The 21,005-nt window shown below is 62.1% G+C and carries 18 protein-coding genes; 6 read left to right on the top strand and 12 right to left on the bottom strand.

Annotated features, from left to right (window positions below; translation table 11 throughout):
* Positions 1–12: 12 nt before the first annotated feature.
* A complete protein-coding gene (locus tag IGS55_RS25040; RefSeq protein WP_230518326.1) occupies positions 13–2,109 on the top strand; it encodes a putative bifunctional diguanylate cyclase/phosphodiesterase in 2,097 nt (698 codons plus the stop codon).
* 7 nt (positions 2,110–2,116) lie between these two features.
* Here IGS55_RS25040 and IGS55_RS25035 read toward each other — a convergent pair whose 3' ends face one another.
* A complete protein-coding gene (locus IGS55_RS25035; RefSeq protein ID WP_230518327.1) occupies positions 2,117–3,169 on the bottom strand; it encodes a porin in 1,053 nt (350 codons plus the stop codon).
* 491 nt (positions 3,170–3,660) lie between these two features.
* On the opposite strand from IGS55_RS25035, the gene IGS55_RS25030 reads away from it, so the two are divergent.
* The 4 genes from IGS55_RS25030 to IGS55_RS25015 all read left to right on the top strand — a co-directional run bounded on the left by IGS55_RS25030 (position 3,661) and on the right by IGS55_RS25015 (position 10,251).
* Positions 3,661–6,468, top strand: a complete 2,808-nt coding sequence (locus tag IGS55_RS25030) for a valine--tRNA ligase (protein ID WP_230518328.1) — start codon at positions 3,661–3,663, stop codon at positions 6,466–6,468.
* A gap of 112 nt (positions 6,469–6,580) precedes the next feature.
* Complete coding sequence (locus tag IGS55_RS25025; protein WP_230518329.1) at positions 6,581–7,048, top strand: DUF2147 domain-containing protein; 468 nt, start codon at positions 6,581–6,583, stop codon at positions 7,046–7,048.
* Positions 7,049–7,322: 274 nt separating this feature from the next.
* Positions 7,323–9,098: an ice-binding family protein gene (locus IGS55_RS25020; RefSeq protein WP_230518330.1), complete on the top strand. Its 1,776-nt coding sequence runs from the start codon at positions 7,323–7,325 to the stop codon at positions 9,096–9,098.
* Positions 9,099–9,111: 13 nt separating this feature from the next.
* Complete coding sequence (locus IGS55_RS25015; protein WP_230518331.1) at positions 9,112–10,251, top strand: OmpA family protein; 1,140 nt, start codon at positions 9,112–9,114, stop codon at positions 10,249–10,251.
* 52 nt (positions 10,252–10,303) lie between these two features.
* Here the strand turns inward: IGS55_RS25015 and IGS55_RS25010 are convergent, their stop codons facing one another.
* The 11 genes from IGS55_RS25010 to tyrS all read right to left on the bottom strand — a co-directional run bounded on the left by IGS55_RS25010 (position 10,304) and on the right by tyrS (position 19,481).
* Positions 10,304–10,771 carry a YaiI/YqxD family protein gene (locus tag IGS55_RS25010; protein ID WP_071079569.1) on the bottom strand — a complete coding sequence of 156 codons (468 nt, stop codon included), beginning with the start codon at positions 10,769–10,771 and terminating at the stop codon, positions 10,304–10,306.
* Positions 10,772–10,794: 23 nt separating this feature from the next.
* Positions 10,795–11,850 carry a Holliday junction branch migration DNA helicase RuvB gene (ruvB, locus tag IGS55_RS25005; RefSeq protein WP_046683444.1) on the bottom strand — a complete coding sequence of 352 codons (1,056 nt, stop codon included), beginning with the start codon at positions 11,848–11,850 and terminating at the stop codon, positions 10,795–10,797.
* A 6-nt stretch (positions 11,851–11,856) separates the two neighbouring features.
* Complete coding sequence (ruvA, locus tag IGS55_RS25000; protein WP_070222695.1) at positions 11,857–12,435, bottom strand: Holliday junction branch migration protein RuvA; 579 nt, start codon at positions 12,433–12,435, stop codon at positions 11,857–11,859.
* A 35-nt stretch (positions 12,436–12,470) separates the two neighbouring features.
* On the bottom strand, positions 12,471–13,010 hold the full coding sequence (ruvC, locus tag IGS55_RS24995; RefSeq protein WP_230518332.1) for a crossover junction endodeoxyribonuclease RuvC: 540 nt from the start codon (positions 13,008–13,010) through the stop codon (positions 12,471–12,473).
* 184 nt (positions 13,011–13,194) lie between these two features.
* Entirely contained in the window at positions 13,195–14,781 is a 1,587-nt protein-coding gene (purH, locus tag IGS55_RS24990; RefSeq protein ID WP_139091735.1) for a bifunctional phosphoribosylaminoimidazolecarboxamide formyltransferase/IMP cyclohydrolase, read from the bottom strand.
* A 105-nt stretch (positions 14,782–14,886) separates the two neighbouring features.
* Positions 14,887–15,120, bottom strand: a complete 234-nt coding sequence (locus IGS55_RS24985) for a helix-turn-helix domain-containing protein (RefSeq protein WP_008445162.1) — start codon at positions 15,118–15,120, stop codon at positions 14,887–14,889.
* A 191-nt stretch (positions 15,121–15,311) separates the two neighbouring features.
* A complete protein-coding gene (gene dusB, locus IGS55_RS24980) occupies positions 15,312–16,352 on the bottom strand; it encodes a tRNA dihydrouridine synthase DusB (protein ID WP_230518333.1) in 1,041 nt (346 codons plus the stop codon).
* Between the two features lie 106 nt (positions 16,353–16,458).
* On the bottom strand, positions 16,459–17,103 hold the full coding sequence (locus IGS55_RS24975) for a histidine phosphatase family protein (protein WP_230518334.1): 645 nt from the start codon (positions 17,101–17,103) through the stop codon (positions 16,459–16,461).
* Between the two features lie 3 nt (positions 17,104–17,106).
* Positions 17,107–17,739: a YbhB/YbcL family Raf kinase inhibitor-like protein gene (locus IGS55_RS24970; protein WP_230518335.1), complete on the bottom strand. Its 633-nt coding sequence runs from the start codon at positions 17,737–17,739 to the stop codon at positions 17,107–17,109.
* A gap of 33 nt (positions 17,740–17,772) precedes the next feature.
* Positions 17,773–18,219, bottom strand: coding sequence for a D-aminoacyl-tRNA deacylase (dtd, locus tag IGS55_RS24965; RefSeq protein ID WP_230518336.1), 447 nt, complete (start codon positions 18,217–18,219; stop codon positions 17,773–17,775).
* Entirely contained in the window at positions 18,216–19,481 is a 1,266-nt protein-coding gene (gene tyrS / locus IGS55_RS24960; RefSeq protein ID WP_034749219.1) for a tyrosine--tRNA ligase, read from the bottom strand. The genes dtd and tyrS overlap by 4 nt, the downstream gene beginning before the upstream one ends.
* Positions 19,482–19,635: 154 nt before the next feature.
* Between tyrS and IGS55_RS24955 the strand changes: the two genes are divergently transcribed.
* Complete coding sequence (locus tag IGS55_RS24955) at positions 19,636–21,003, top strand: M23 family metallopeptidase (protein WP_034749221.1); 1,368 nt, start codon at positions 19,636–19,638, stop codon at positions 21,001–21,003.
* Positions 21,004–21,005: the final 2 nt, after the last annotated feature.

The raw sequence follows: 21,005 nt of genomic DNA, 5'->3' as shown, positions 1-21,005 counted from the left end.
CCGGACGCCATCATGCAATCATTCTTCAAGCGCATTTCCATTTCCGTTTCCACCTCGGCCCTGATCACCCTGGCGGTCGGGCTGTGCCTGACCGCCCTGTGCTACGCCTCGGCGCGTCAGATCGAAGCGGAAAGCGCTCGGCTGCTGCTGCAGTACCACGCCAGCGGCCACACCTTGGGCGCGGCCATGCTGCCGGCCAAAGGCATGGGCCTGGACGCCAGCCATCGCGGTTCGCTGTATGTGCTGCTGGGCGGACTGCTGTCGAGCCTGCTGGCAACGGCGTATGTATACCAGCTGGTGTCGCGCAATTCCGTGATTGCCCGCATCACGGGCGAACGCACGGCGGCGCTGCAGTTTGCCAATTTGCGCCTGTCCGAGGACATCGCGGCGCGCATGCGCAATGAAAAGTCGCTGCGCTTGCGCGAACGCATCATCGAAGTGTCGGCCAATGCCATCATCCTGTGCAGCGCCGACGCGCCCGGCTACCTGATCGAATACGTCAACCCCGCCTTCGAGCGCATCACCGGCTATGCGGCCGGCGAAGTCATCGGCCAGCGCCTGGAAGACTTGCAGGGGCCCGAGCATGCGCGCCAGGACATGCATGCCATCAGCGCGGCCTTGAGCGAACAGCGCGAAGGCAAGGCCATCGTGCGCAATTTCCGCAAGGACGGCAGCAGCTACTGGAGCGAGCTGTTCGTCGCCCCCGTGCGCGACGATGGCGATGGTCCCGTCAGCCACTTTGTCGTGGCGCAATACGACATCAGCACCGTCATGCGCTTCGAGCAGGAACTGGAATTCCAGTCGCGCCACGATATCCTCACGGGCCTGGCCAACCGTTTATTGCTGCGCGAACGGCTGGAACAGGCGATGGCCGCAGCGCGCCGCAGCACCTTGCCCCTGTGGGTGGTCTTCATCGACCTCGACCGCTTCAAGTTCGTCAACGACACCCTGGGCCACGATGCGGGCGATACGCTGCTGAAACTGATCGCCGACCGCCTGCGCGCCGCCACGCGCGAAGTCGATACCGTGGCGCGCCTGGGCGGCGACGAATTCGTCCTGCTGCTGCCGCAACACACCAACAGCGACCCGGGCCAGCTCATCCTGCAGCGCGTGCTGGACGCCGTGGCCCAGCCGCTGCTGGTGGGCGGCCATGAATTCTTCCTCACATGCAGCATGGGCGTGGCCACGTATCCCGAAGATGGCGACAGCGCGGAAACCCTGATCAAGCATGCCGACATCGCCATGTACCGCGCCAAGGAGCAGGGCCGCAACCACTGGCAAAGCTATGCGCCGGCCATGAATGCCAGCATGCTGGCCCGGCTGAATCTGGAAAGCGAGTTGCGCCATGCGCTCGAGCGTGGCCAGTTCCACCTCGTGTACCAGCCGCAGGTGGAGCTCGACAGCGGCAAGGTGGTGGGCATGGAAGCGCTGCTGCGCTGGCGCCACCCCACCCTGGGCGCCGTCGCGCCCGCCGAATTCATCCACCTGGCCGAGGAAATGGGCTTGATCGTACCCATCGGCGCCTGGGTGCTGCACACGGCGTGCGCGCAAGCGAAGGCCTGGCAACGCGAGGGACTGGGCGGTTTGCGCCTGGCCGTCAATTTATCTGCACGGCAATTCCGGCAAAGCGGCTTGCTGCAATCGGTGCGGGAAATATTGGCCGTGACGGGCCTGGAAGCGCGTTTCCTCGAGCTGGAATTGACGGAAAGCATGATGATGCAGGATGTGGAACAGGCGATCGCCACCATGGGCAAGCTCAAGGCGCTGGGTTTGCAGCTGTCGATCGACGACTTCGGCACCGGCTATTCCAGCCTGGCGCACCTGCGCCGCTTCCCCATCGACGTACTGAAGATCGACAAGTCCTTCGTCAGCGACCTTACACACAGCGACGACGACGCGGCCATCGTGCAAGCCATCATCGCGCTGGCGCACAGCCTGCGCCTGGACGTCATCGCCGAAGGCGTGGAAACGGTCCAGCAGCTGGCCTTTCTACGCCAGCACGGCTGCAACCAGATGCAGGGCTATCTGTTCAGCCGTCCGCTGGCCGCACCCGCCTTTGAAGAATTATTACGCCAAGGCAGCATGCTGCCTGCCCTGGCGATGGTTTGAGCAGGCGTTAAAACGCGTGGCGCAGGCCGACGTTGAAGGCGCGGTTGCCCGTGCCCACTTCCGTGGCATTGCCCACCATGTAGGCGGCGTCGTTGCGGTTGCGGATATGCGCGTAGGCAAGATACACCTTGCTGCGCTTGGACAAGGCATACGTGGCGCCGATGGCCAGTTGCCGCGCATCGCGGTTGGCGCTATCGCGGTCATCCTTGTGGACGTACGAGGCCAGCAAGGTCGTCGCACCCAGCGGCACGGAGACGCCGACGATGGCGTCGCGGCTGTCCGTGGACTGGGCCGGCGCCTGCGCCGCGCCATACGGGTTTTCCGCAAAGAACATGGTGCTGCCGTCGCCCGTGTTGCGGCCATAGCCGGCAAACGCCGTGGCCACGCCGAAATTGTAGTTGCCGGCCAAAATCGTGTTGTTCACATCGGCCTTGCCCGGTTCGCCGGCACGGCTCTGGCGCGCCAGGCGCAGGGTCAAGGGGCCGTTGACATAGCCGAGGGCCAGGCCCAGCGAGCGCTGGTCGGCCGCCACACCCGTATGTTCGCCAAAGCCGTACATGACGGTGGCCGTGACGCCGCGCATTTCAGGCGAGGTGTAGCGCACGGTATTGTCGATGCGCGTGGCCGAATAGCCGGCCAGGTTGGTCGCCGCGCCGGCAAAGCCGCCTTCGAACGGGTCGGCAACATCCGTCAGCGCCTGGCTTTGCAGGTTGTACTGGCGCCCCACGGTCAGCATGCCCAGCGGGCTGTCGATGCCGACAAAAGCCTGGCGGCCGAACAATTGCCCCGCCTGGTCGGAGCGCCCCGTATCGCTCTGCACGCCCGCTTCCAGGGTGAACACGGCTTGCCAGCCATTGCCCAGCGATTCCGTGCCGCGCAAACCCAGGCGCGAGCCGGCCGATATGCCGCTGGTGAGCTTGCTGACGCCGCCTTCCTGCACCAGGCCGGCGTCCATCAAGCCATACATGGTGACTGAAGACGGATCAACTGACGACTGGGCGTGGGCGGCAGGCAAGGCGCCCAGGGTGGCGAGTGCCATCGTGATCGAGATTTTTTTCATGCTGGTTTCCTTGTAAAAGCAAAACCGGGAAAGCGCGCGGCCATGGCGCGGCCACAGGCGCAAAGGCGCGCTGCGGGAGTGCCGTATCGAAAGACGACGGGCCAGATAACAACATTCCTGGCTAAACTGTGGCGGCGCGGCCGGCAAACGGTGGCGCGCGGTATTCCGCCGTGAATGGTGCACCGCTGGCGGTGCGCGTGGCTCAGGCGCCCAGCCCGCAGGGGACGCTCTGAAAGTGGCTGGCATCGCAGATGCGCTGGCCGTGTGACGCGGACGAGAGTTGGATAAAACTGCGTCTGCTGGCGCCGTCCGCAAAGATAGGGCAGGAGGCGCCGAGGCCGGCATTATAACATCGGCAGCCCTTTCATCCCCGTTCTGTTGCGGGAAAACGGCCCGCAAAGCCGCCAAAACACTGAAAAAGGCGGGTTGCCACGCTGCAGGCGATGCCGTGTCATCTATAATGGTTCCTTTTGCCAATCACACGCCAAATCATGGAATTAGCCAAGTCTTTCGAGCCCGCCGACATTGAACAATTCTGGCGCACCGAGTGGGAACAGCGCGGTTACTTTACCGCCACCCTCGATGCCGGAAAACCTTCCTTCAGCATCCAGTTGCCGCCGCCGAACGTCACCGGCACCCTGCACATGGGCCATGCGTTCAACCAGACCATCATGGATGGCCTGACCCGCTACCACCGCATGCTGGGCCACAACACGGCCTGGATTCCCGGCACCGACCACGCGGGCATCGCCACGCAAATCGTCGTGCAGCGCCAGCTGGACGCGCAAAAGATTTCGCGCCATGACCTGGGCCGCGAGAAATTCGTGGAAAAAGTGTGGGAATGGAAAGAAAAATCGGGTTCCATCATCACCGGCCAGATGCGCCGCCTGGGCGCCTCGGCCGACTGGCAGCGCGAATACTTCACGATGGACGAACCGCGCTCGAAAGTCGTCACCGACGTCTTCGTGCGCCTGTTCGAGCAAGGCCTGATCTACCGCGGCAAGCGCCTCGTCAACTGGGACCCCGTGCTGGGCACGGCGGTGTCCGACCTGGAAGTGGTGTCCGAGGAAGAAGATGGCTCCATGTGGTACATCAAGTACCCGCTGGCCGATGGCAGCGGCTTCCTGACGGTGGCCACCACCCGTCCTGAAACCATGCTGGGCGACGTGGCCGTGGCCGTCGATCCGACGGACGAGCGCTACCTGCCGCTGGTAGGCAAGATGCTCAAACTGCCATTGACCGAGCGCGAGATCCCCGTCATCGCCGACGAATACGTCGACAAGGAATTCGGCACGGGCTGCGTCAAGATCACCCCTGCGCACGACATGAACGATTACGCCGTGGGCCAGCGCCACAAACTGGCGCAGATCGTCATTTTGACCCTGGACGCGAAGATCACGGACGACGCGCCGGAAGCCTACCGCGGCATGGACCGCTTTGCCGCGCGCAAGCAGATCGTCGCCGACCTCGACGCGCAAGGCTTGCTCGAGCAAGTCAAGCCGCACAAACTGATGGTGCCGCGCGGCGACCGCACGGGCGTCGTCATCGAACCGATGCTGACGGACCAGTGGTTTGTCGCCATGAGCAAGCCGGCCCCGGAAGGCACCTTCTTCCCGGGCAAATCGATCGCCGAGACGGCGCTGGACAAGGTCGCCAATGGCGAAATCAAGTTCGTGCCGGAAAACTGGAGCACCACCTACAACCAGTGGCTCAACAACATCCAGGACTGGTGCATCTCGCGCCAGCTGTGGTGGGGCCATCAAATCCCGGCATGGTACGACGACAAGGGCAATATCTTCGTTGCCAAGACGGAAGCGGAGGCACAAGCCAAGGCGCAGGCGGCCGGCAGCACGGGCCCTTTGAAGCGCGATGACGATGTGCTCGACACGTGGTTCTCGTCCGCCCTGGTGCCGTTCTCGACCATGGGTTGGCCGGAAGAAACGCCGGACATGAAGGCCTTCCTGCCATCGTCCGTGCTGGTGACCGGTTTCGACATCATCTTCTTCTGGGTCGCGCGCATGGTCATGATGACGGCGCACTTCACGGGCAAGGTGCCGTTTGAAACCGTCTACGTGCATGGCCTCGTGCGCGATTCGACGGGGCAGAAAATGTCCAAGTCGAAAGGCAACACGCTGGACCCGATCGACCTGATCGACGGCATCGACCTGGAAGGCTTGATCGTCAAGCGCACGACGGGCCTGATGAACCCGCGCGACGCGGAAAAGATCACCAAGGCCACGCGCAAGGAATTCCCGGAAGGCATTTCGGCCTACGGCACGGACGCCGTGCGCTTTACCATGGCCAGCTATGCCTCGCTGGGCCGCAACATCAACTTCGACCTGGGCCGCTGCGAAGGCTACCGCAACTTCTGCAACAAGATGTGGAACGCCACCCGTTTCGTCATGATGAATACGGAAGGCAAGGACTGCACGCCTAACGACGCCGACCTGTCGCAAGCGGACAAGTGGATCATCTCGCTGCTGCAAAAGGCGGAACTGGACGTGGCCAAGGGCTTTGAAGACTTCCGTTTCGACAATATCGCCGCCACCATCTACAAATTCGTTTGGGATGAGTATTGCGACTGGTACCTGGAAGTCGCGAAAGTCCAAGTGCAACAGGGCACGGAAGGCCAGCAGCGCGCCACCCGCCACACCCTGCTGCGCGTGCTGGAAGTGGTGCTGCGTCTGGCCCATCCGATCATTCCGTTCGTCACGGAAGCGCTGTGGCAGACGGTGGCGCCTTTGGCTGGCAAAACGCTCAAAGCTGAAGGTGATTCCATCATGATGCAGCCGTATCCGATCGCTAACACCGACAAGATCGACGAATCGGCCGAAGCGTGGATGCAGCAGCTGAAAGCCTTGACGGATGCGACGCGCAACCTGCGCGGCGAAATGCAGATCTCGCCTTCCGTGCGCGTGCCGCTGATCGTCGAAGCGGGCAATGCCAGCGAGAAAGAAGCGCTGGCATCGTATGCGCCATACATCCAGTCGCTGGGCAAGCTGGCCGACGTGCAGATCGTCGATGCGCTGCCGGACTCGCCTGCGGCCGTCGCCATCGTCGGCACCACCAAGCTGATGCTGAAAGTGGAAATCGACGTGGCTGCCGAACGCGAGCGCCTGGGCAAGGAAATCGCCCGCATCGAAGCGGAAATCGCCAAAGTCAACAGCAAATTGGGCAATGAAAGCTTCGTCGCGCGTGCCCCGGCCGCCATCGTTGCACAAGAAAACGAGCGCTTGCTCAGTTTTTCGGCGACAATTGAAAAACTGCGCGAACAGTTTGCTAAACTAGCCAGCGCATAAGGCAAGTTTGGAAGGATTGCGCGGCGTCATCCGTGACGCCGCGCAGCACTGCTGGTCTTGCCTTGGTATATAACTGTTCGTGACACGATCAAAAAACCAATGGAGACTAGCGATGCATAAAGTATTCACAGCAAGCATTCAAGCAAGCGTACTGGTGGCCGCCCTGGCCATCGCCGGCAGCGCCACGGCGCGCGACGGCAACTTTACCCCCGTCGGCACATGGAAAACCATCGACGACGCCAGCGGCAAGCCGAAATCCCTCGTCGTCATCACGGAAAACAATGGCGTCTTGCAAGGCAAGATCGAAAAACTGTTCCGTGCCCCGAATGAAGATCAAAATCCCAAGTGCGACAAGTGCACGGGCGCCAACAAGGACCAGCCCATCGTCGGCCTGGTGATCCTGTCCGGCCTGAAATATGACGGCAAGGAATGGACGGGCGGCGAAATCATGGACCCGGCCAATGGCAAGACCTACAAGAGCAAGGCCGAACTGATTGAAGGCGGCACCAAGCTGCAAGTGCGCGGCTATGTCGGCGTGCCGATGTTTGGCCGCTCGCAGACGTGGGTGCGTGAAGAGTAAAGTCCCCCTGCCCTGATGAAGCCGGCCTTGGCGCCGGCTTTTTTTGCGTCTATTTTCCGCACACGGCCGTTGTTTTCCAGGCCGAATTGCGTTTTTTTTGACCCTGTCTCCGAACGCCAGGGGCCTATGCGCGCCACCGAACATACTTGAAGTTTCCTAAATGAAATAGTGCATGCCTGTGACGCCATCGCCCTGTAGCGAAAGGCGGCATGGCTCTGCCGGATGACCTCATCCGCGGATGACCGGCAATGACTGCCATGCACAAAGGAATTATATGAATCTCTTCAAGCGATATCTGAACCCGCTGATCGTCTCGGCAGGTCTACTGGCCATGGCCGCCTTGGCTGGCTGCGGCGGCGGCGACCAGGGACGCGATCCCATCCTCGGCTTGCCTGCCGCCACCTTGTCCAGCCTGGCGGTCACGCCAGCCACGGCCACGGTCGCCATCGGTGCGGGCCAGCAATTCACGGCCATCGCCACGTATAGCGATGGCTCCTCGCAAGACGTCAGCGCCAAGTCGGCCTGGACGTCGGCCACACCGGCCAGCGCGACAGTCAATGCCGCCACAGGCTTGAGCACCGGCATCGCTGCCGGCAGCAGCAGCATCAGCGCCGCGTTTGGCGGCAAGAGCGCAGCGGCACAGTTGACCGTCTCGCCCGCCACCTTGAATGCGATCGCCATCACGCCGCTCACGCCATCGATCGCCATCGGCGCAACGCAGCAATTCACGGTGACAGGCAGCTTCAGCGACGGCACCACGCGCGACGTCACGGCCGTATCGGCCTTTGCTTCGGCCAGCCCTACCACGGCCAGCATCGCCGCTGGTGGCTTGGCGCTGGGCAAGGTTGCCGGCACGACGCAGATCACGGCCACCACGGGCGCGCTCACGGCCAGCACCGTGCTGACCGTCACGCCAGCGACCTTGCTGGCTATCGCCGTCACGCCGCAAAATCCCATCGTGCCCGTCGCCGCGACGCGCCAGCTGGCCGTCCTTGCCACGTATTCGGATGGCAGCAGCGTTGACGTCACGTCCGGCAGCGGCTTCGTTTCCGCCACGCCAGCCTCGGCCACCGTCGCCAACGGCGGCCTCGTCACCGGCGTTGCCTTTGGCACCAGCGTCATGAACGCCAGCTTCAACGGCAAGACGGCCAGCACCACCGTCACCGTACCTGCCATTACCCTGGTCAGCATCGCCGTCACGCCGGCCACCGCCAGCATCGTTGTCGGTGGCACGCAGCAATTCATTGCCACCGCAACGTATTCGGACAGCTCGAACGCCATCATCACCAACAGCGCCGCCTGGACATCGGGCACCGTAGCCAACGCGAGCGTGCTGAACACGGGTGTCGCCACCGGCATCGCCGCCGGCACCAGCAGCATCACGGCCACGGCCGGCGGCCAGTCGGGCAGCGCGCTGCTGACCGTCACGACCGTTGCCATCCCGCCCGTCCTCAACCCGATCATCCTGGGCCGCGCCGCATCGTTCGGCGTGCTGGCCGGCACCTCGATCACGAATAATTCGGGCGGCACGACCCTGATCACGGGCGATGTCGGTTCGCCTTCGCAAACGGTCGACCCGACCCAGGCGGCAGGTTTTACCAACTACAAGTCGGGTGCCATCCTGGACGGCGCGATGACGGATTTGCAAGCGGCCATCACGGACGGCAACAGCCGCAGCTGCGACGTCAGCTTTGCCGGCGGCATCGACCTCGGCGGCCAGACCTTCGGCCCCGGCGTGTATTGCTATGCGGGCGCCATCAGCATCACGGGTACCCTGACACTGAACGGTCCTGGCGTGTACATCTTCCGCACGGCGCTGACCTTGAACTCGACCGTCAACTCGGTAGTTGCCCTGAACAATGGCGCCACGGCCGACAACGTCACCTGGTTGCCCGTCGGCCCGACCACCCTGGCCGCGAACAGCGTCTTCAAGGGCAATATCCTGGGCCAGTCGGCCGCCATCACGGTGGGCGACAATACGACCCTGCTCAACGGCCGCGTGCTGACGGCCGCCGCCGTTACCCTGCGCAACAACCAGATCACCAAATAACCGGGACATGACCATGACTATCGCACACACACTGGGCGCCCTGAGCGTCATGACCGGGGCTTTGCTGGCGGCGCAAGCGGCGCAGGCGCAGGACAACACCTTCATCAACCCGGACTGGGCCAACAGCGCCTGGTACATCGGCGCGGGCGTGGGCCAGTCGCGCGCCACCATCGACGAGCCGCGCTTGCGCGCCAGCCTGGCCGCCAACGGCGAAACCGTCACCGGTTTTACCAAGGACCAGCGCGACACCGGCTATAAATTGTTTGTCGGCCGCCAGCTGAACCAGTATTTCGCCGTGGAAGGCGGTTACTTTGACCTGGGCAAGTTCGATTTCCGGTCCACCACCAGCGGCAACGGCGTACTGAACGGACAAGCGGCCTTTCGCGGCGTGAACCTGGACTTGCTGGGCCAGCTGCCGCTGTCGCAGCGCCTGTTCTTGCTGGGCCGTGTCGGCATGCATTACACCAAGACCAACACGGAATTCAGCGGCAACCGCCTGCTGGGTTCGACCAATACCCATGCCAGCGAGCGCAAGCTCAACGCCAAGGTGGGTCTGGGCCTCGAATACAAGTTCAGCGAAGCGCTGGCCCTGCGCGGCGAAGTCGAACGCTATCGCTTGAACGACGCCGTCGGCAACCGCGGCGATGCGGACCTGTATTCCGTCAGCCTCGTGTATAAACTGGGCCGCCCGGCCAGCGCCACGCCTGCTTACCAGCCGGCGCCAGAAGTCGCCCCTGTCGTCGCGATGCCGGCACCCGTCATCGTGGCCCCACCGGCGCCAGCACCTGTGTCGGAAAAAGTGTCGTTTGCCTCCGAAGCGCTGTTTGATTTCGATCAATCGGCGCTCAAGCCACAAGGCAAGGCCGCGCTGGACCAGCTGCTCGGTCAATTGACGGGCATGGACCTGGAAGTGATCGTCACGGTCGGCCATACGGATGCCGTCGGCCCTGACACCTACAACCAGAAGCTCTCCTTGCGCCGCGCCGAAGCCGTCAAGGCTTACCTGGTGGCGCAAGGCGTGGAAACGAGCCGCGTCTACACGGAAGGCAAGGGAGAAACGCAGCCCGTGGCCGACAACACCAGTGCCGCCGGCCGCGCCAAGAACCGCCGCGTGACGGTGGAAGTGGTGGGTACGAAAAAAGTCATGCGTTAAGTTTCACACGCACAAAAAAACCGGCTTGCGCCGGTTTTTTTTCGTCCGCGAATTACTGCGCCGGGGCCGGCTTGCGGTGATGCTTGCTCAAATGCCTGTCCAGGCTATTGGCGAACTGCTGCCGGTCGGACTGGCTGAAGGCGGCCGGGCCGCCCGTGTCCACGCCGCCGCTGCGCAATTCCTCCATGAAGGCGCGCATCGTCAGTTGCTGGGCGATATTGTCCTTCGTGTAGAACTCGCCGCGCGGGTTCAGCGCGAAACCGCCCTTGGCCAAGACGTCGGCCGCCAGCGGGATGTCGCCCGTGATGACGAGGTCGCCGGGATTCAACAGCCGCACGATTTCCTGGTCGGCCACGTCGGCGCCGGACGGCACTTGCACGGTGCGGATGAAACGCGACGGCGGCACGCGCAAGCCCTGGTTGGCGACCAGGGTGAGCGGCAACTCCAGGCGGTCGGCCACGCGGTACAAAATTTCCTTGATGACGACGGGACAGGCGTCGGCGTCGATCCAGATCTGCATGCCCGGCATACCGGCTTCCGCCATCACAGTTCCCACGCTTCGCCGCCCGGGCCCATGCGCGGCGCGCTGACGCCGAAGTGCAAATAGGCGGCCGGCGTGGCGACACGGCCACGGGGCGTGCGCTGCAGGAAACCTTGCTGTATCAGATACGGCTCCAGCACGTCTTCGATGGTATCGGCCGCTTCGCCGATGGCCGCCGCCAGGTTGCCGATGCCGACGGGGCCGCCGCCGAACTTGAACAGCACGGCTTCGAGCAGCTTGCGGTCCATCACGTCGAAGCCGGCGGAATCGACGTCCAGCATGGCCAGCGCGCGGTCGGCCACCACCTTGGTGATTTCGCCATTGCTTTTGACTTCCGCGAAATCGCGCACGCGGCGCAGCAAGCGGTTGGCGATGCGGGGCGTGCCGCGGGCGCGCTGGGCGATTTCAATTGCGCCTTCCGGGTCGATCGGGGCTTTCAGCAAGGCGGCGCTGCGCGTGACGATCTTCGTCAATTCGCCCGTGTTGTAGAACTCGAGGCGCGCGACGATGCCGAAGCGGTCCCGCAGCGGATTCGTCAGCATGCCGGCGCGCGTGGTGGCGCCGACCAGGGTAAACGGTTGCAGATCGAGTTTCACGGAACGGGCGGCCGGGCCTTCGCCGATCATGATATCGATTTGATAATCCTCAAGCGCCGGATATAAAATTTCCTCGACGACCGGCGACAGGCGGTGGATTTCATCGATGAACAGGACATCGTTCGCTTCCAGGTTCGTCAAAATCGCCGCCAGGTCGCCCGGGCGCTCGAGCACGGGGCCCGAGGTCTGGCGCAGATTGACGCCCATTTCGCGCGCGATGATGTGCGCCAGGGTCGTCTTGCCCAGGCCCGGCGGGCCGAACAGCAAGGTATGGTCAAGCGCTTCCTTGCGCTGGCGCGCGGCCGTGATGAAGATTTCCAGCTGGTCGCGGATCTTTTCCTGCCCGACATACTCGTCGAGCTGCTTGGGGCGCAAGGCCCGTTCGATCGCCTCCTCGTTGTGCGAGATGGGCGCCGCGTCGATGATGCGCTGTTCCGTGAAGCTGTCGGTCTGGATACTCATGCCCTATCAGCCTTTCGACAGCGCTTTCAGCGCCAGTTTGATGCCGTCCGACACGCCGCTGCCGGCCGGCACGTTCTTCACGGCGGCCAGCGCTTCCTTGTCCGAATAACCGAGCGCGACCAGGGCATTCAAAATGTCCGATTGCGCGTCCGGCGCCGCATGCGCGCCGCCGGCGCCGATATCGGCTCCCAGCTTGCCCTTCAATTCCAGCAACAGGCGCTCGGCCGTCTTCTTGCCGATGCCCGGCACTTTCACGAGGCGGCCGGAATCCTGCAGGGTAATGGCCTGGGCCAGATCGGCAATCGTCATGCCAGAAAGAATCGACAGCGCCATGCGCGCGCCCACGCCCGTGATCTTGATCAACTGGCGGAACACGGCCCGCTCGGCCGCATTGCCGAAGCCAAACAGCAAATGCGCATCTTCGCGGATGGCCTGGTGCGTGAACAGCACGACTTTTTCGCCCACGTGGGGCAAGTTGTAAAAGGTGCTCATCGGCACGTCGACTTCATAGCCGACGCCCTGGCAATCGACCAGCAATTGTGGCGGATTCTTTTCAAGCAAAATACCGGAGAGACGGCCTATCATCGCGTGTTCCTAATGTTAAATTTCAGAGTGATGCTTTATCCGACGAGGCGGCCGCGCTTCATGCGCAAGCCCTGCAGTTGTGGCGCCAGCGCGCCTATCATGGCCAGCGCGTCGATGCTGTTGGCGTGGCAAATGGCCACGCCCAGCGCGTCGGCCGCATCCGTGCCCGGCAAGCCGGGCAGTGACAGCAGCCGCGACACCATTTCCTGCACCTGCTCCTTGGCCGCCTTGCCGTGGCCCGTGACAGCCTGTTTCACTTGCAGCGCCGTGTATTCGGCCACCGACAAGTCCGCATGCACGAGCGCGCAAATGGCCGCGCCGCGCGCCTGGCCCAGCAGCAAGGTCGATTGGGGATTGACGTTGACAAACACTTTTTCGATGGCCGCGCAATCGGGCCGGTAAGTGCCGACGATTTCGCCCACGCCCTGCAGGATGACCTTTAGGCGCGGCGGCAATTCCCCTTCGGACCCCGTCTTGACGGTCCCCGACGCGATATAGCGCAGCTTGTTGCCGTGTTTTTCAATGACCCCAAAGCCGGTCGTGCGCAGGCCAGGATCGATGCCAAGAATAATCATCGCCAGATTCTATAATGAATACGGCAGGCACCGGTGAATAACCGGTGCCTGCCGCTGAGTACTTTATCGAGTAGCTGTAGGTCGGATTAGCGGGGCCGAAGGCCGCGCGTAATCCAACAAACGCGGCTGGCGACGCATGTCGGATTACGCGTACCGCTAATCCGACCTACTCTCTCTATCGATATCAATGACGGAAGTGACGCGTGCCCGTGTACAGCATGACCACGCCGCGCTCGTCCGCCGCATCGATCACTTCCTGGTCGCGCATCGAGCCGCCCGGGTGGATGACGCAGGTCGCGCCCGCATCGACGACGACGTCGAGGCCGTCGCGGAACGGGAAGAAGGCGTCCGACGCCACGACGGAACCGGTCAGCGACAGGCCGGCGTTTTGCGCCTTGATCGAGGCGATGCGGGCCGAATCGATACGGCTCATCTGGCCAGCCCCCACGCCCAGGGTCATGTTATTGCCGCAGAAGACGATGGCGTTCGACTTGACGAATTTCGCCACTTTCCAGGCGAACATCAGGTCGGCCAGTTGCTGCGGCGTTGGCTGCAGTTTGCTGACCACGCGCAAGTCGCCGATACCGACGTTTTTCGCATCCGGCGATTGCACCAGCAGACCGCCACCGACGCGCTTGAAGTCCATGGCGTGCACGCCGCTGCCCAGCGGGATTTCCAGCATGCGCACGTTTTGCTTGCTCGACAGAATCTGTTTCGCTTCGGCGGAGAACGACGGGGCGATCAGCACTTCCACGAACAGCTTGGCGATCTCGCCGGCGGTGGCGCCGTCGAGTTCCGTGTTGAAGGCGATGATGCCGCCAAATGCCGAGGTCGGGTCCGTCTGCAGGGCACGCGCGTATGCTTCCGCCGCATTCTTGCCCAAGGCCACGCCGCATGGGTTCGCATGCTTGACGATGACGCAGGCGGCACTTTGCTCGAAGCCGCCCATGCTCTTCACGCATTCCCAAGCCGCATCGGCATCGGCGATGTTGTTGTACGACAATTCCTTGCCTTGCAGCTGGCGATAATTGGCCAGCGCGCCATCGGTGGTGACGAGGTCGCGGTAAAAGGCGGCGCTCTGGTGCGGGTTTTCACCGTAGCGCATGTCTTGCACTTTTTCAAAGGCCACGTTCAGGATTTGCGGATAGGCGCCGCGCTCGGCGTGCACTTTCGTCGGGCCCAGGCTCGTCAGGTAGTTGGTGATGGCGCCATCGTATTGCGCCGTGTGCGCAAAGACTTTTTTCGCCAGCATGAACTTGGTGTCGTAGCTGACGTCGCCTGCCTTGCCATCGGCCGCACGCATTTCCGCCAGCACCACGTCGTAGTCGGTCGGATCGCAGATGACAACCACGTCCTTGTGGTTCTTGGCCGCCGAACGCAGCATGGTCGGGCCGCCGATATCGATGTTTTCGATCGCGTCTTCCAGCGTGCAATCGGCCTTGGCGACCGTGCCCTGGAACGGGTACAGGTTGACCACCACCATGTCGATGGTCGGCATGTCGTGCTCGACCAGTTTCGACATGTGCTCAGGGAAATCGCGGCGCGCCAGGATACCGCCGTGCACTTTCGGGTGCAGGGTTTTCACACGGCCATCGAGCATCTCCGGGAAACCCGTGTAATCGGCCACTTCCGTGACAGGAACACCGTTGTCTGCCAGCAATTTGGCGGTGCCGCCCGTGGACAGGAGGTTGACGCCGAGGGCGGACAGGGCGCGGGCGAATTCGAGAACGCCGGTCTTGTCGGAAACGGAGAGGAGAGCTTGTTTGATCATGGCTGTGGCTAGGTGGTTAAGTGTTCTTGGCGAATGGCACAGTTCAGTCTTCAGGCGAAGACTGCTGCGGCGGATTCAAATCTTGGCGTCACTTGCATGCCGGCATTACAGCAAACCGTGCTCCTGCAATTTCTTGCGCAGGGTATTGCGGTTGATGCCCAGCATCTGCGCGGCGTGCGACTGGTTGCCATCGGCGCGTGTCATCACGACTTCCAGGATGGGCTTTTCCACGGTCAACACGACCATGTCGTAGATATTCGATGCTTGCTGTTCGCCCAGGTCATTGAAGTAATCTTCTAGACTTTTCTGTACGACTTCCTGAATGCTTTCTTTGCTCATTTGTATGCTTCAACCGGCTGAACACCTGGCCATCCGGTGCCGCGTCGCTCATGCGGTCCGCGTGCTGCCCTCTTGCCTTGATGTTGTAATTAATATTGCATGACGCTCTGTATAGGCGCTCGCCCTTGTACTTCTTATCACTCGTACTGATCACTATTACTTATAACTTATATAACTGCCTTGCTATCTGTTCATGCTGCCGTGGCCGCTTCTATCAAGCCACTTTCACTGGATTCGGCGAGGCGGTATTGTAACCGTTCGCCAAATTTCCATTGCGACTCAAAAAATTGATCGACGGCCAGCAATTGCGCATCCGTCGACTCCAGCAAGTTCATTTGCTGGCGGAACGCTTCGCCGCCTTCCAGGTCCTTCACATACCAGCCGATGTGCTTGCGCGCCGTGCGTACGCCGAGAAATTCACCGTAAAATGCGTAATGGGCGCGCAAGTGCTCGTCCATCAGGGTGCGCACTTCATCCACGTACGGCGCCGGCAGCAAGGTGCCGGTGCGCAGGAAATGGTCGATTTCGCGGCAAATCCACGGCCGGCCCTGCGCCGCGCGGCCGATCATGACGGCATCGGCGCCCGTTTGATCGAGCACAAAGCGGGCCTTTTCCGGACTGGTAATGTCGCCATTGGCCACCACGGGGATGCTCACCGATGCTTTCACGGCGGCAATGGTTTCATATTCGGCATCGCCCTTGTAGCCATCGGCACGCGTGCGGCCGTGCAAGGTCAGCATCTGGATGCCGGCTTGCTCGGCGATGCGGGCGATGGTCAGGGCATTCTTGTTGGAACGGTTCCAGCCCGTGCGAAATTTCAGGGTGACGGGCACGTCGACGGCGTTGACGACGGCGTGCAATATCTTTTCGACCAGGCTTTCATCTTGCAACAGGGCCGAACCGCACCAGCTGTTGCACACCTTTTTCACAGGGCAACCCATGTTGATGTCGATGATCTGCGCGCCCCGGTCCACGTTGAACTTGGCGCAATCGGCCAGGTCTTGCGGATCGGCGCCGGCGATCTGCACGGCTTTCGGCTCCATTTCGCCTTCATGGTCCGTGCGGCGCGCGCTTTTTTCCGTCGCCCACAGGCGCGGATTCGACGCCGCCATCTCCGACACGGCGTAGCCGGCACCCAACTGCTTGCACAACTGGCGGAAAGGCCGATCCGTCACGCCGGCCATGGGAGCGACGAAAACGTTATTGCGCAGAATGTGAGGGCCGATTTGCACTGAGGAACCTGAAATGGACGGAGGAACCTGCTATTTTAACCGATTCCCTGCCTATTTAATAAGCACTATTTTTTAGCTCAGTGCGTCAGAGTGGCGATGGGGCCGCTTAGCCCAGCTCGTCCATCGCGGGTGCGCTCAGGTGCTCGATATTTCCCCAGTGCACTAAATGCAGCTTGCCGTCGGCGTAAGAAAAACGATTGACGCTGGCATTCTTGACCTGGAAGTCGCGCGGACTGTCGAGCGTCATGCCGACCGCCTCGCGGTAAGCGCACTCGAGAACGCCGCCGTGGGCCACGATGGCGATCGTCTGGCCGTCATGCTGCTGCGCCCAGCGGGCGATGGCGCCGTTTGCGCGCGCATAGAACTGGCGGAAACTTTCGGCCTGGCGCTCGCCAGACGGCATCACGGCGTCGATCTGGCGCGATTGCCATTGCGCATACTCGTGCGGATAGCGCGCGGCGATGTCCGCATACAGCAAGCCCTCAAAGGCGCCATAGCAGCGCTCGCGCAGCAAGGTATCCGTCTGCACGGGCAGCTTGTTCACGTCGGCCACGGCTTGCGCCGTCTGCTGCGCGCGCTGCAGATCGCTGGCGATGATGGCGGCCAGCGGTTCGTCCGCCAGCGCCTGCCCCAGCGCGGCCGCTTGCCCCAGGCCCGCCTCGTTCAAGGCGATGTCGATATGGCCCTGCAGGCGGCGGCCCGCATTCCAGGCCGTCTCGCCATGGCGTATCAATAAAATCGTGGTGCTCATGCGTTATTTCTTCAGAGTAAGTGCCAACTCGGGATTGAGCGAATAGGCGACGACGAGCTGGGCTTCGTCGAGGATGTGGCCGTACAGGGCGGCATAGGCTTGCTGTCCCGTGAAACGCTCAGGCAAAGCCAGCTGCGGCACGTCGAGCGCGTACAGGCGGAAAATATAGTGGTGGATGCGCTCGTCGTTCCACGGCGGGCACGGGCCATCATAGCCGTAGTAATCGCCGGCCATGGCGGCATCGCCGGCAAACCAGCCCGTGTAGTCGTTGATGCCCTGGCGCAGCCCAGTAGCGGCCGCCTTGCCGCGCGGCGTGATGCCGCTGGAAAATTCACCGGCGGCAATAACCCGCATGGCCGGCGGCAAGTCGAGCAAGCTCCAGTGATAAAAGTCGCCGCGCAGCGCCGTCAGCGGCAGGGCCTGGTCATCGCGGTTGGCCAGGCTGGCGTCTTGTGGCGCATCGGGGTCGATGCAGAACAGGGCCAGCGACTCGGTGCCGTTGGGCACATCGTCCCAGGCAAGATGGGGATTGCGGTTGCCGGCGAGGCGCACGCGGCTGGCCGGATCGATCTCGGCAAAAGCATTGTCGGCCGGCATCAGGCCGCCATCACGAAACGTCTCGCTCCACAATTTCATCGCTTGCTCCTCTTTATAGTTATTGTTTGACGCTTATTTAGCGTTCACCTGCAGCCAGAATGTGACGGGGCCGTCATTGGTGAGCGACACCTGCATGTCGGCGCCGAACTGCCCCGTTTGCACGCCTGCATGGCGGCTGCGCGCCTGGTCCACGAAATGCGAGAACAGGCGCAAGCCATCCTGCGGCGCGGCGGCCGGCGTAAACGACGGGCGCGTGCCGGACTTGGTGTCGGCCGCCAGGGTGAACTGCGGCACCAGCAGCAAGCCGCCTGCCACGTCCGTCACGCTGCGGTTCATCTTGCCCGCCTCGTCGGCAAACACGCGGTAGCCGAGCAACTTGGTCAGCAAGGCGTCCGCCTCCTTCTCCGTATCGCCCCGCTCGGCACACACGAGTACCATCAGCCCGGCGTCGATGGCGCCGACGGTGGCGCCATCGACATCCACCTTGGCCTGCGTAACTCTCTGCAGCAGCGCGATCATGCCGTCAAGGTGACGCGCGCAAAGCTGCGCTTGCCAACTTGCAACACGAACTGACCGGCTTCCACTTGCAAGCCCTTGTCGCTGATGACGGTGCCGTCGATGCGCACGCCGCCTTGGTCGATCTTGCGCATGGCTTCCGACGTGGATGGGCACAGACCGGCTTGCTTGAGCAATTGCGGGATGCCCAGCGGTGCGCCGGCCAGGCTCACTTCCGGGATATCGTCGGGGATGCCGCCCTTCGAGCGGTTGACGAAGTCGGCCAGCGCATCTTCGGCCGCCTGCTGCGAGTGGAAGCGGGCGACGATCTCTTGCGCCAGCGCAACCTTGGCGTCACGCGGGTTGCGGCCTTCCTCGACTTCGCGCTTCAGCTGGGCCAGTTCGGCGATCGAGCGCCACGACAGCAGCTCGTAGTAGCGCCACATCATGACGTCGGAAATGCTCATCAGCTTGGCGAACATGGTGTTGCCCGGTTCCGTGATGCCGATGTAGTTATTCTTCGACTTGGACATTTTTTCCACGCCGTCCAAACCTTCCAGCAGCGGCATGGTCAAAATACACTGCTGCTCCTGTCCGTACTGCTTTTGCAGCTCGCGGCCCACCAGCAGGTTGAACTTCTGGTCCGTGCCGCCCAGTTCCAGGTCCGATTTCAGGGCCACCGAATCGTAACCTTGCATCAGCGGGTACAGGAATTCATGGACGGAAATAGGAATGCCGCCCTGGAAGCGCTTGGTGAAATCGTCGCGCTCGATCATGCGCGCCACCGTGTAGTGGGAAGCAAGCTGGATGATGCCGCGCGCGCCCAGCGGATCGCACCACTCGGAGTTATAGCGAATTTCAGTCTTGCTGGCGTCCAGCACTAAAGATGCTTGCGCGAAATACGTCATCGCGTTAATCTCGATCTGTTCCTTGGTCAGCGGCGGGCGCGTGACGTTGCGGCCCGAAGGGTCGCCGATCATGGACGTGAAGTCGCCAATGAGGAAAATGACTTGATGGCCGAGGTTTTGCAGCTGGCGCATCTTGTTCAGGACGACAGTGTGGCCCAGATGCAGGTCGGGTGCGGTCGGGTCCAGGCCCAGTTTGATGCGCAGCGGAACACCGGTTTTCTCGGAGCGTGCTAATTTTTGCGCAAATTCGCTTTCGATCAATAGTTCGTCGACGCCACGCTTGGTAATCGCGAGGGCTTCTTGTACTCTGTCAGACAGCGGAAGCGCGGTCTGAGCGGCGTTAGCCTTTGTAGGCGATGCGGTGGTGTTGATTTCCATAAAATTTGACTGTAGATCTCAAAATGGTAGTAGGTTTGCGGAGTTTGTTATAATGCTCGATCCCATCAATCTTGCCGTATGAAAACGAATCAAAATAACAATAACAAAGAGCGCTAGCTCAGGTCACGTTCAAGGGCAAATTTTAACTGATTGCATGAACCCTATACATAAAATCACAGGCTCACGCTTGTACACACAGCTGACGACGACCCGCAAGGCACGCATTATTGGTGCGTCCGCGGTGCTGCTCGCCGTGGCCGCCTTCGGCGCGGTCGCTGTGTCGCCCATGGCGCCCGACGCATCGGACTTGCCGGTCACGTCCATCGCCCAGAACCTGGAAATGCCTGATCTCGCCTCGCAAATTTCCGCGATGGAACAGGTAGACCAGAATTTCACCCACGAAGAAAAAGTCCGCGCTGGCGATACCCTCGCCACCCTGCTGACCCGTCTCGGCGTGGATGATCAGGCGGCCGCCAATTTCATTAAAACCGACAAGATCGCGCGCGGCGTGATGTTGCTGAAATCGGGCAAGCGCGTGCAAGCGCAAACGACCGAAAACGGCGACCTCAACTGGATGCGCGCCACCCTCGTCGACGGCACGGATAAATCGGTCAAGAACATCCTGATCACCCGCAAGGGCGACAAGTTCGTGGCCACGGAAGTGGCAGCCCAGCTGGAACGCCGCGTTGAAATGCACGCGCGCAAGATTACTTCCACCCTGTTCGCCGCCACCGACTCCAGCCTGGACGGCACCCGCCTGCCAGACTCGATTTCCGCGCAAATCGTGGAAATGTTCTCCACCAATATCGACTTCCGCTCCGACCTGAAACGCGGCGACTCGTTCAATGTTGTCTACGAAACGTTCTGGCAAGATGGCGAATTTGTCCGAGCGGGCCGCATCCTGGCCGGTGAATTCACCAACCGCGGCACGACTTACCAGTCCGTTTGGTTCGAAGACCCAGCCAGCAAGCAAGGCGGCGGTTACTACAGCTTCGACGGCAAGTCCCTCAAAAAAGCCTTCCTGAAATCCCCCCTCGAATTCTCCCGCATCTCGTCCGGCTTCTCCATGCGCGTGCACCCGATTTCCGGCAACTGGAAAGCGCACAAGGGCATCGATTTCGCCGCAGCAACGGGTACGCCTATCCGCGCCTCGGGCGACGGCGTGGTCGATTCCGTCGGCAGCCAAAATGGCTATGGCAATGTTGTTGTGCTGAAACACTGGGCCAACTACAGCACCGCCTACGCCCACATGAGCCGCTTCGCTTCGGGCCTGAAAAAAGGTCAAAAAGTCAGCCAGGGCGATGTGATCGGCTACGTCGGCACCACCGGCTGGTCCACGGGCGCCCATTTGCACTATGAATTCCGCGTCGGCGGCGTGGCACAAGATCCAAGCAAGCTGAACGTACAAGCCCAGGCGCCATTGACGGCCGCCGAGCTGAGCCGCTTCCGCATGGTATCGGCCGACATGATGCACCGCTTCACCCTGCTGCGTCCGAACGACACGGCACTGGCTTCGCGCTAAGC

This window comes from Janthinobacterium sp. EB271-G4-3-2 (assembly GCF_020858035.1).
Taxonomy (GTDB): domain Bacteria; phylum Pseudomonadota; class Gammaproteobacteria; order Burkholderiales; family Burkholderiaceae_D; genus Janthinobacterium; species Janthinobacterium aestuarii.
Note: the sequence above shows the minus strand (reverse complement) of the source record. Positions and strands in the feature narration are given on the sequence as shown.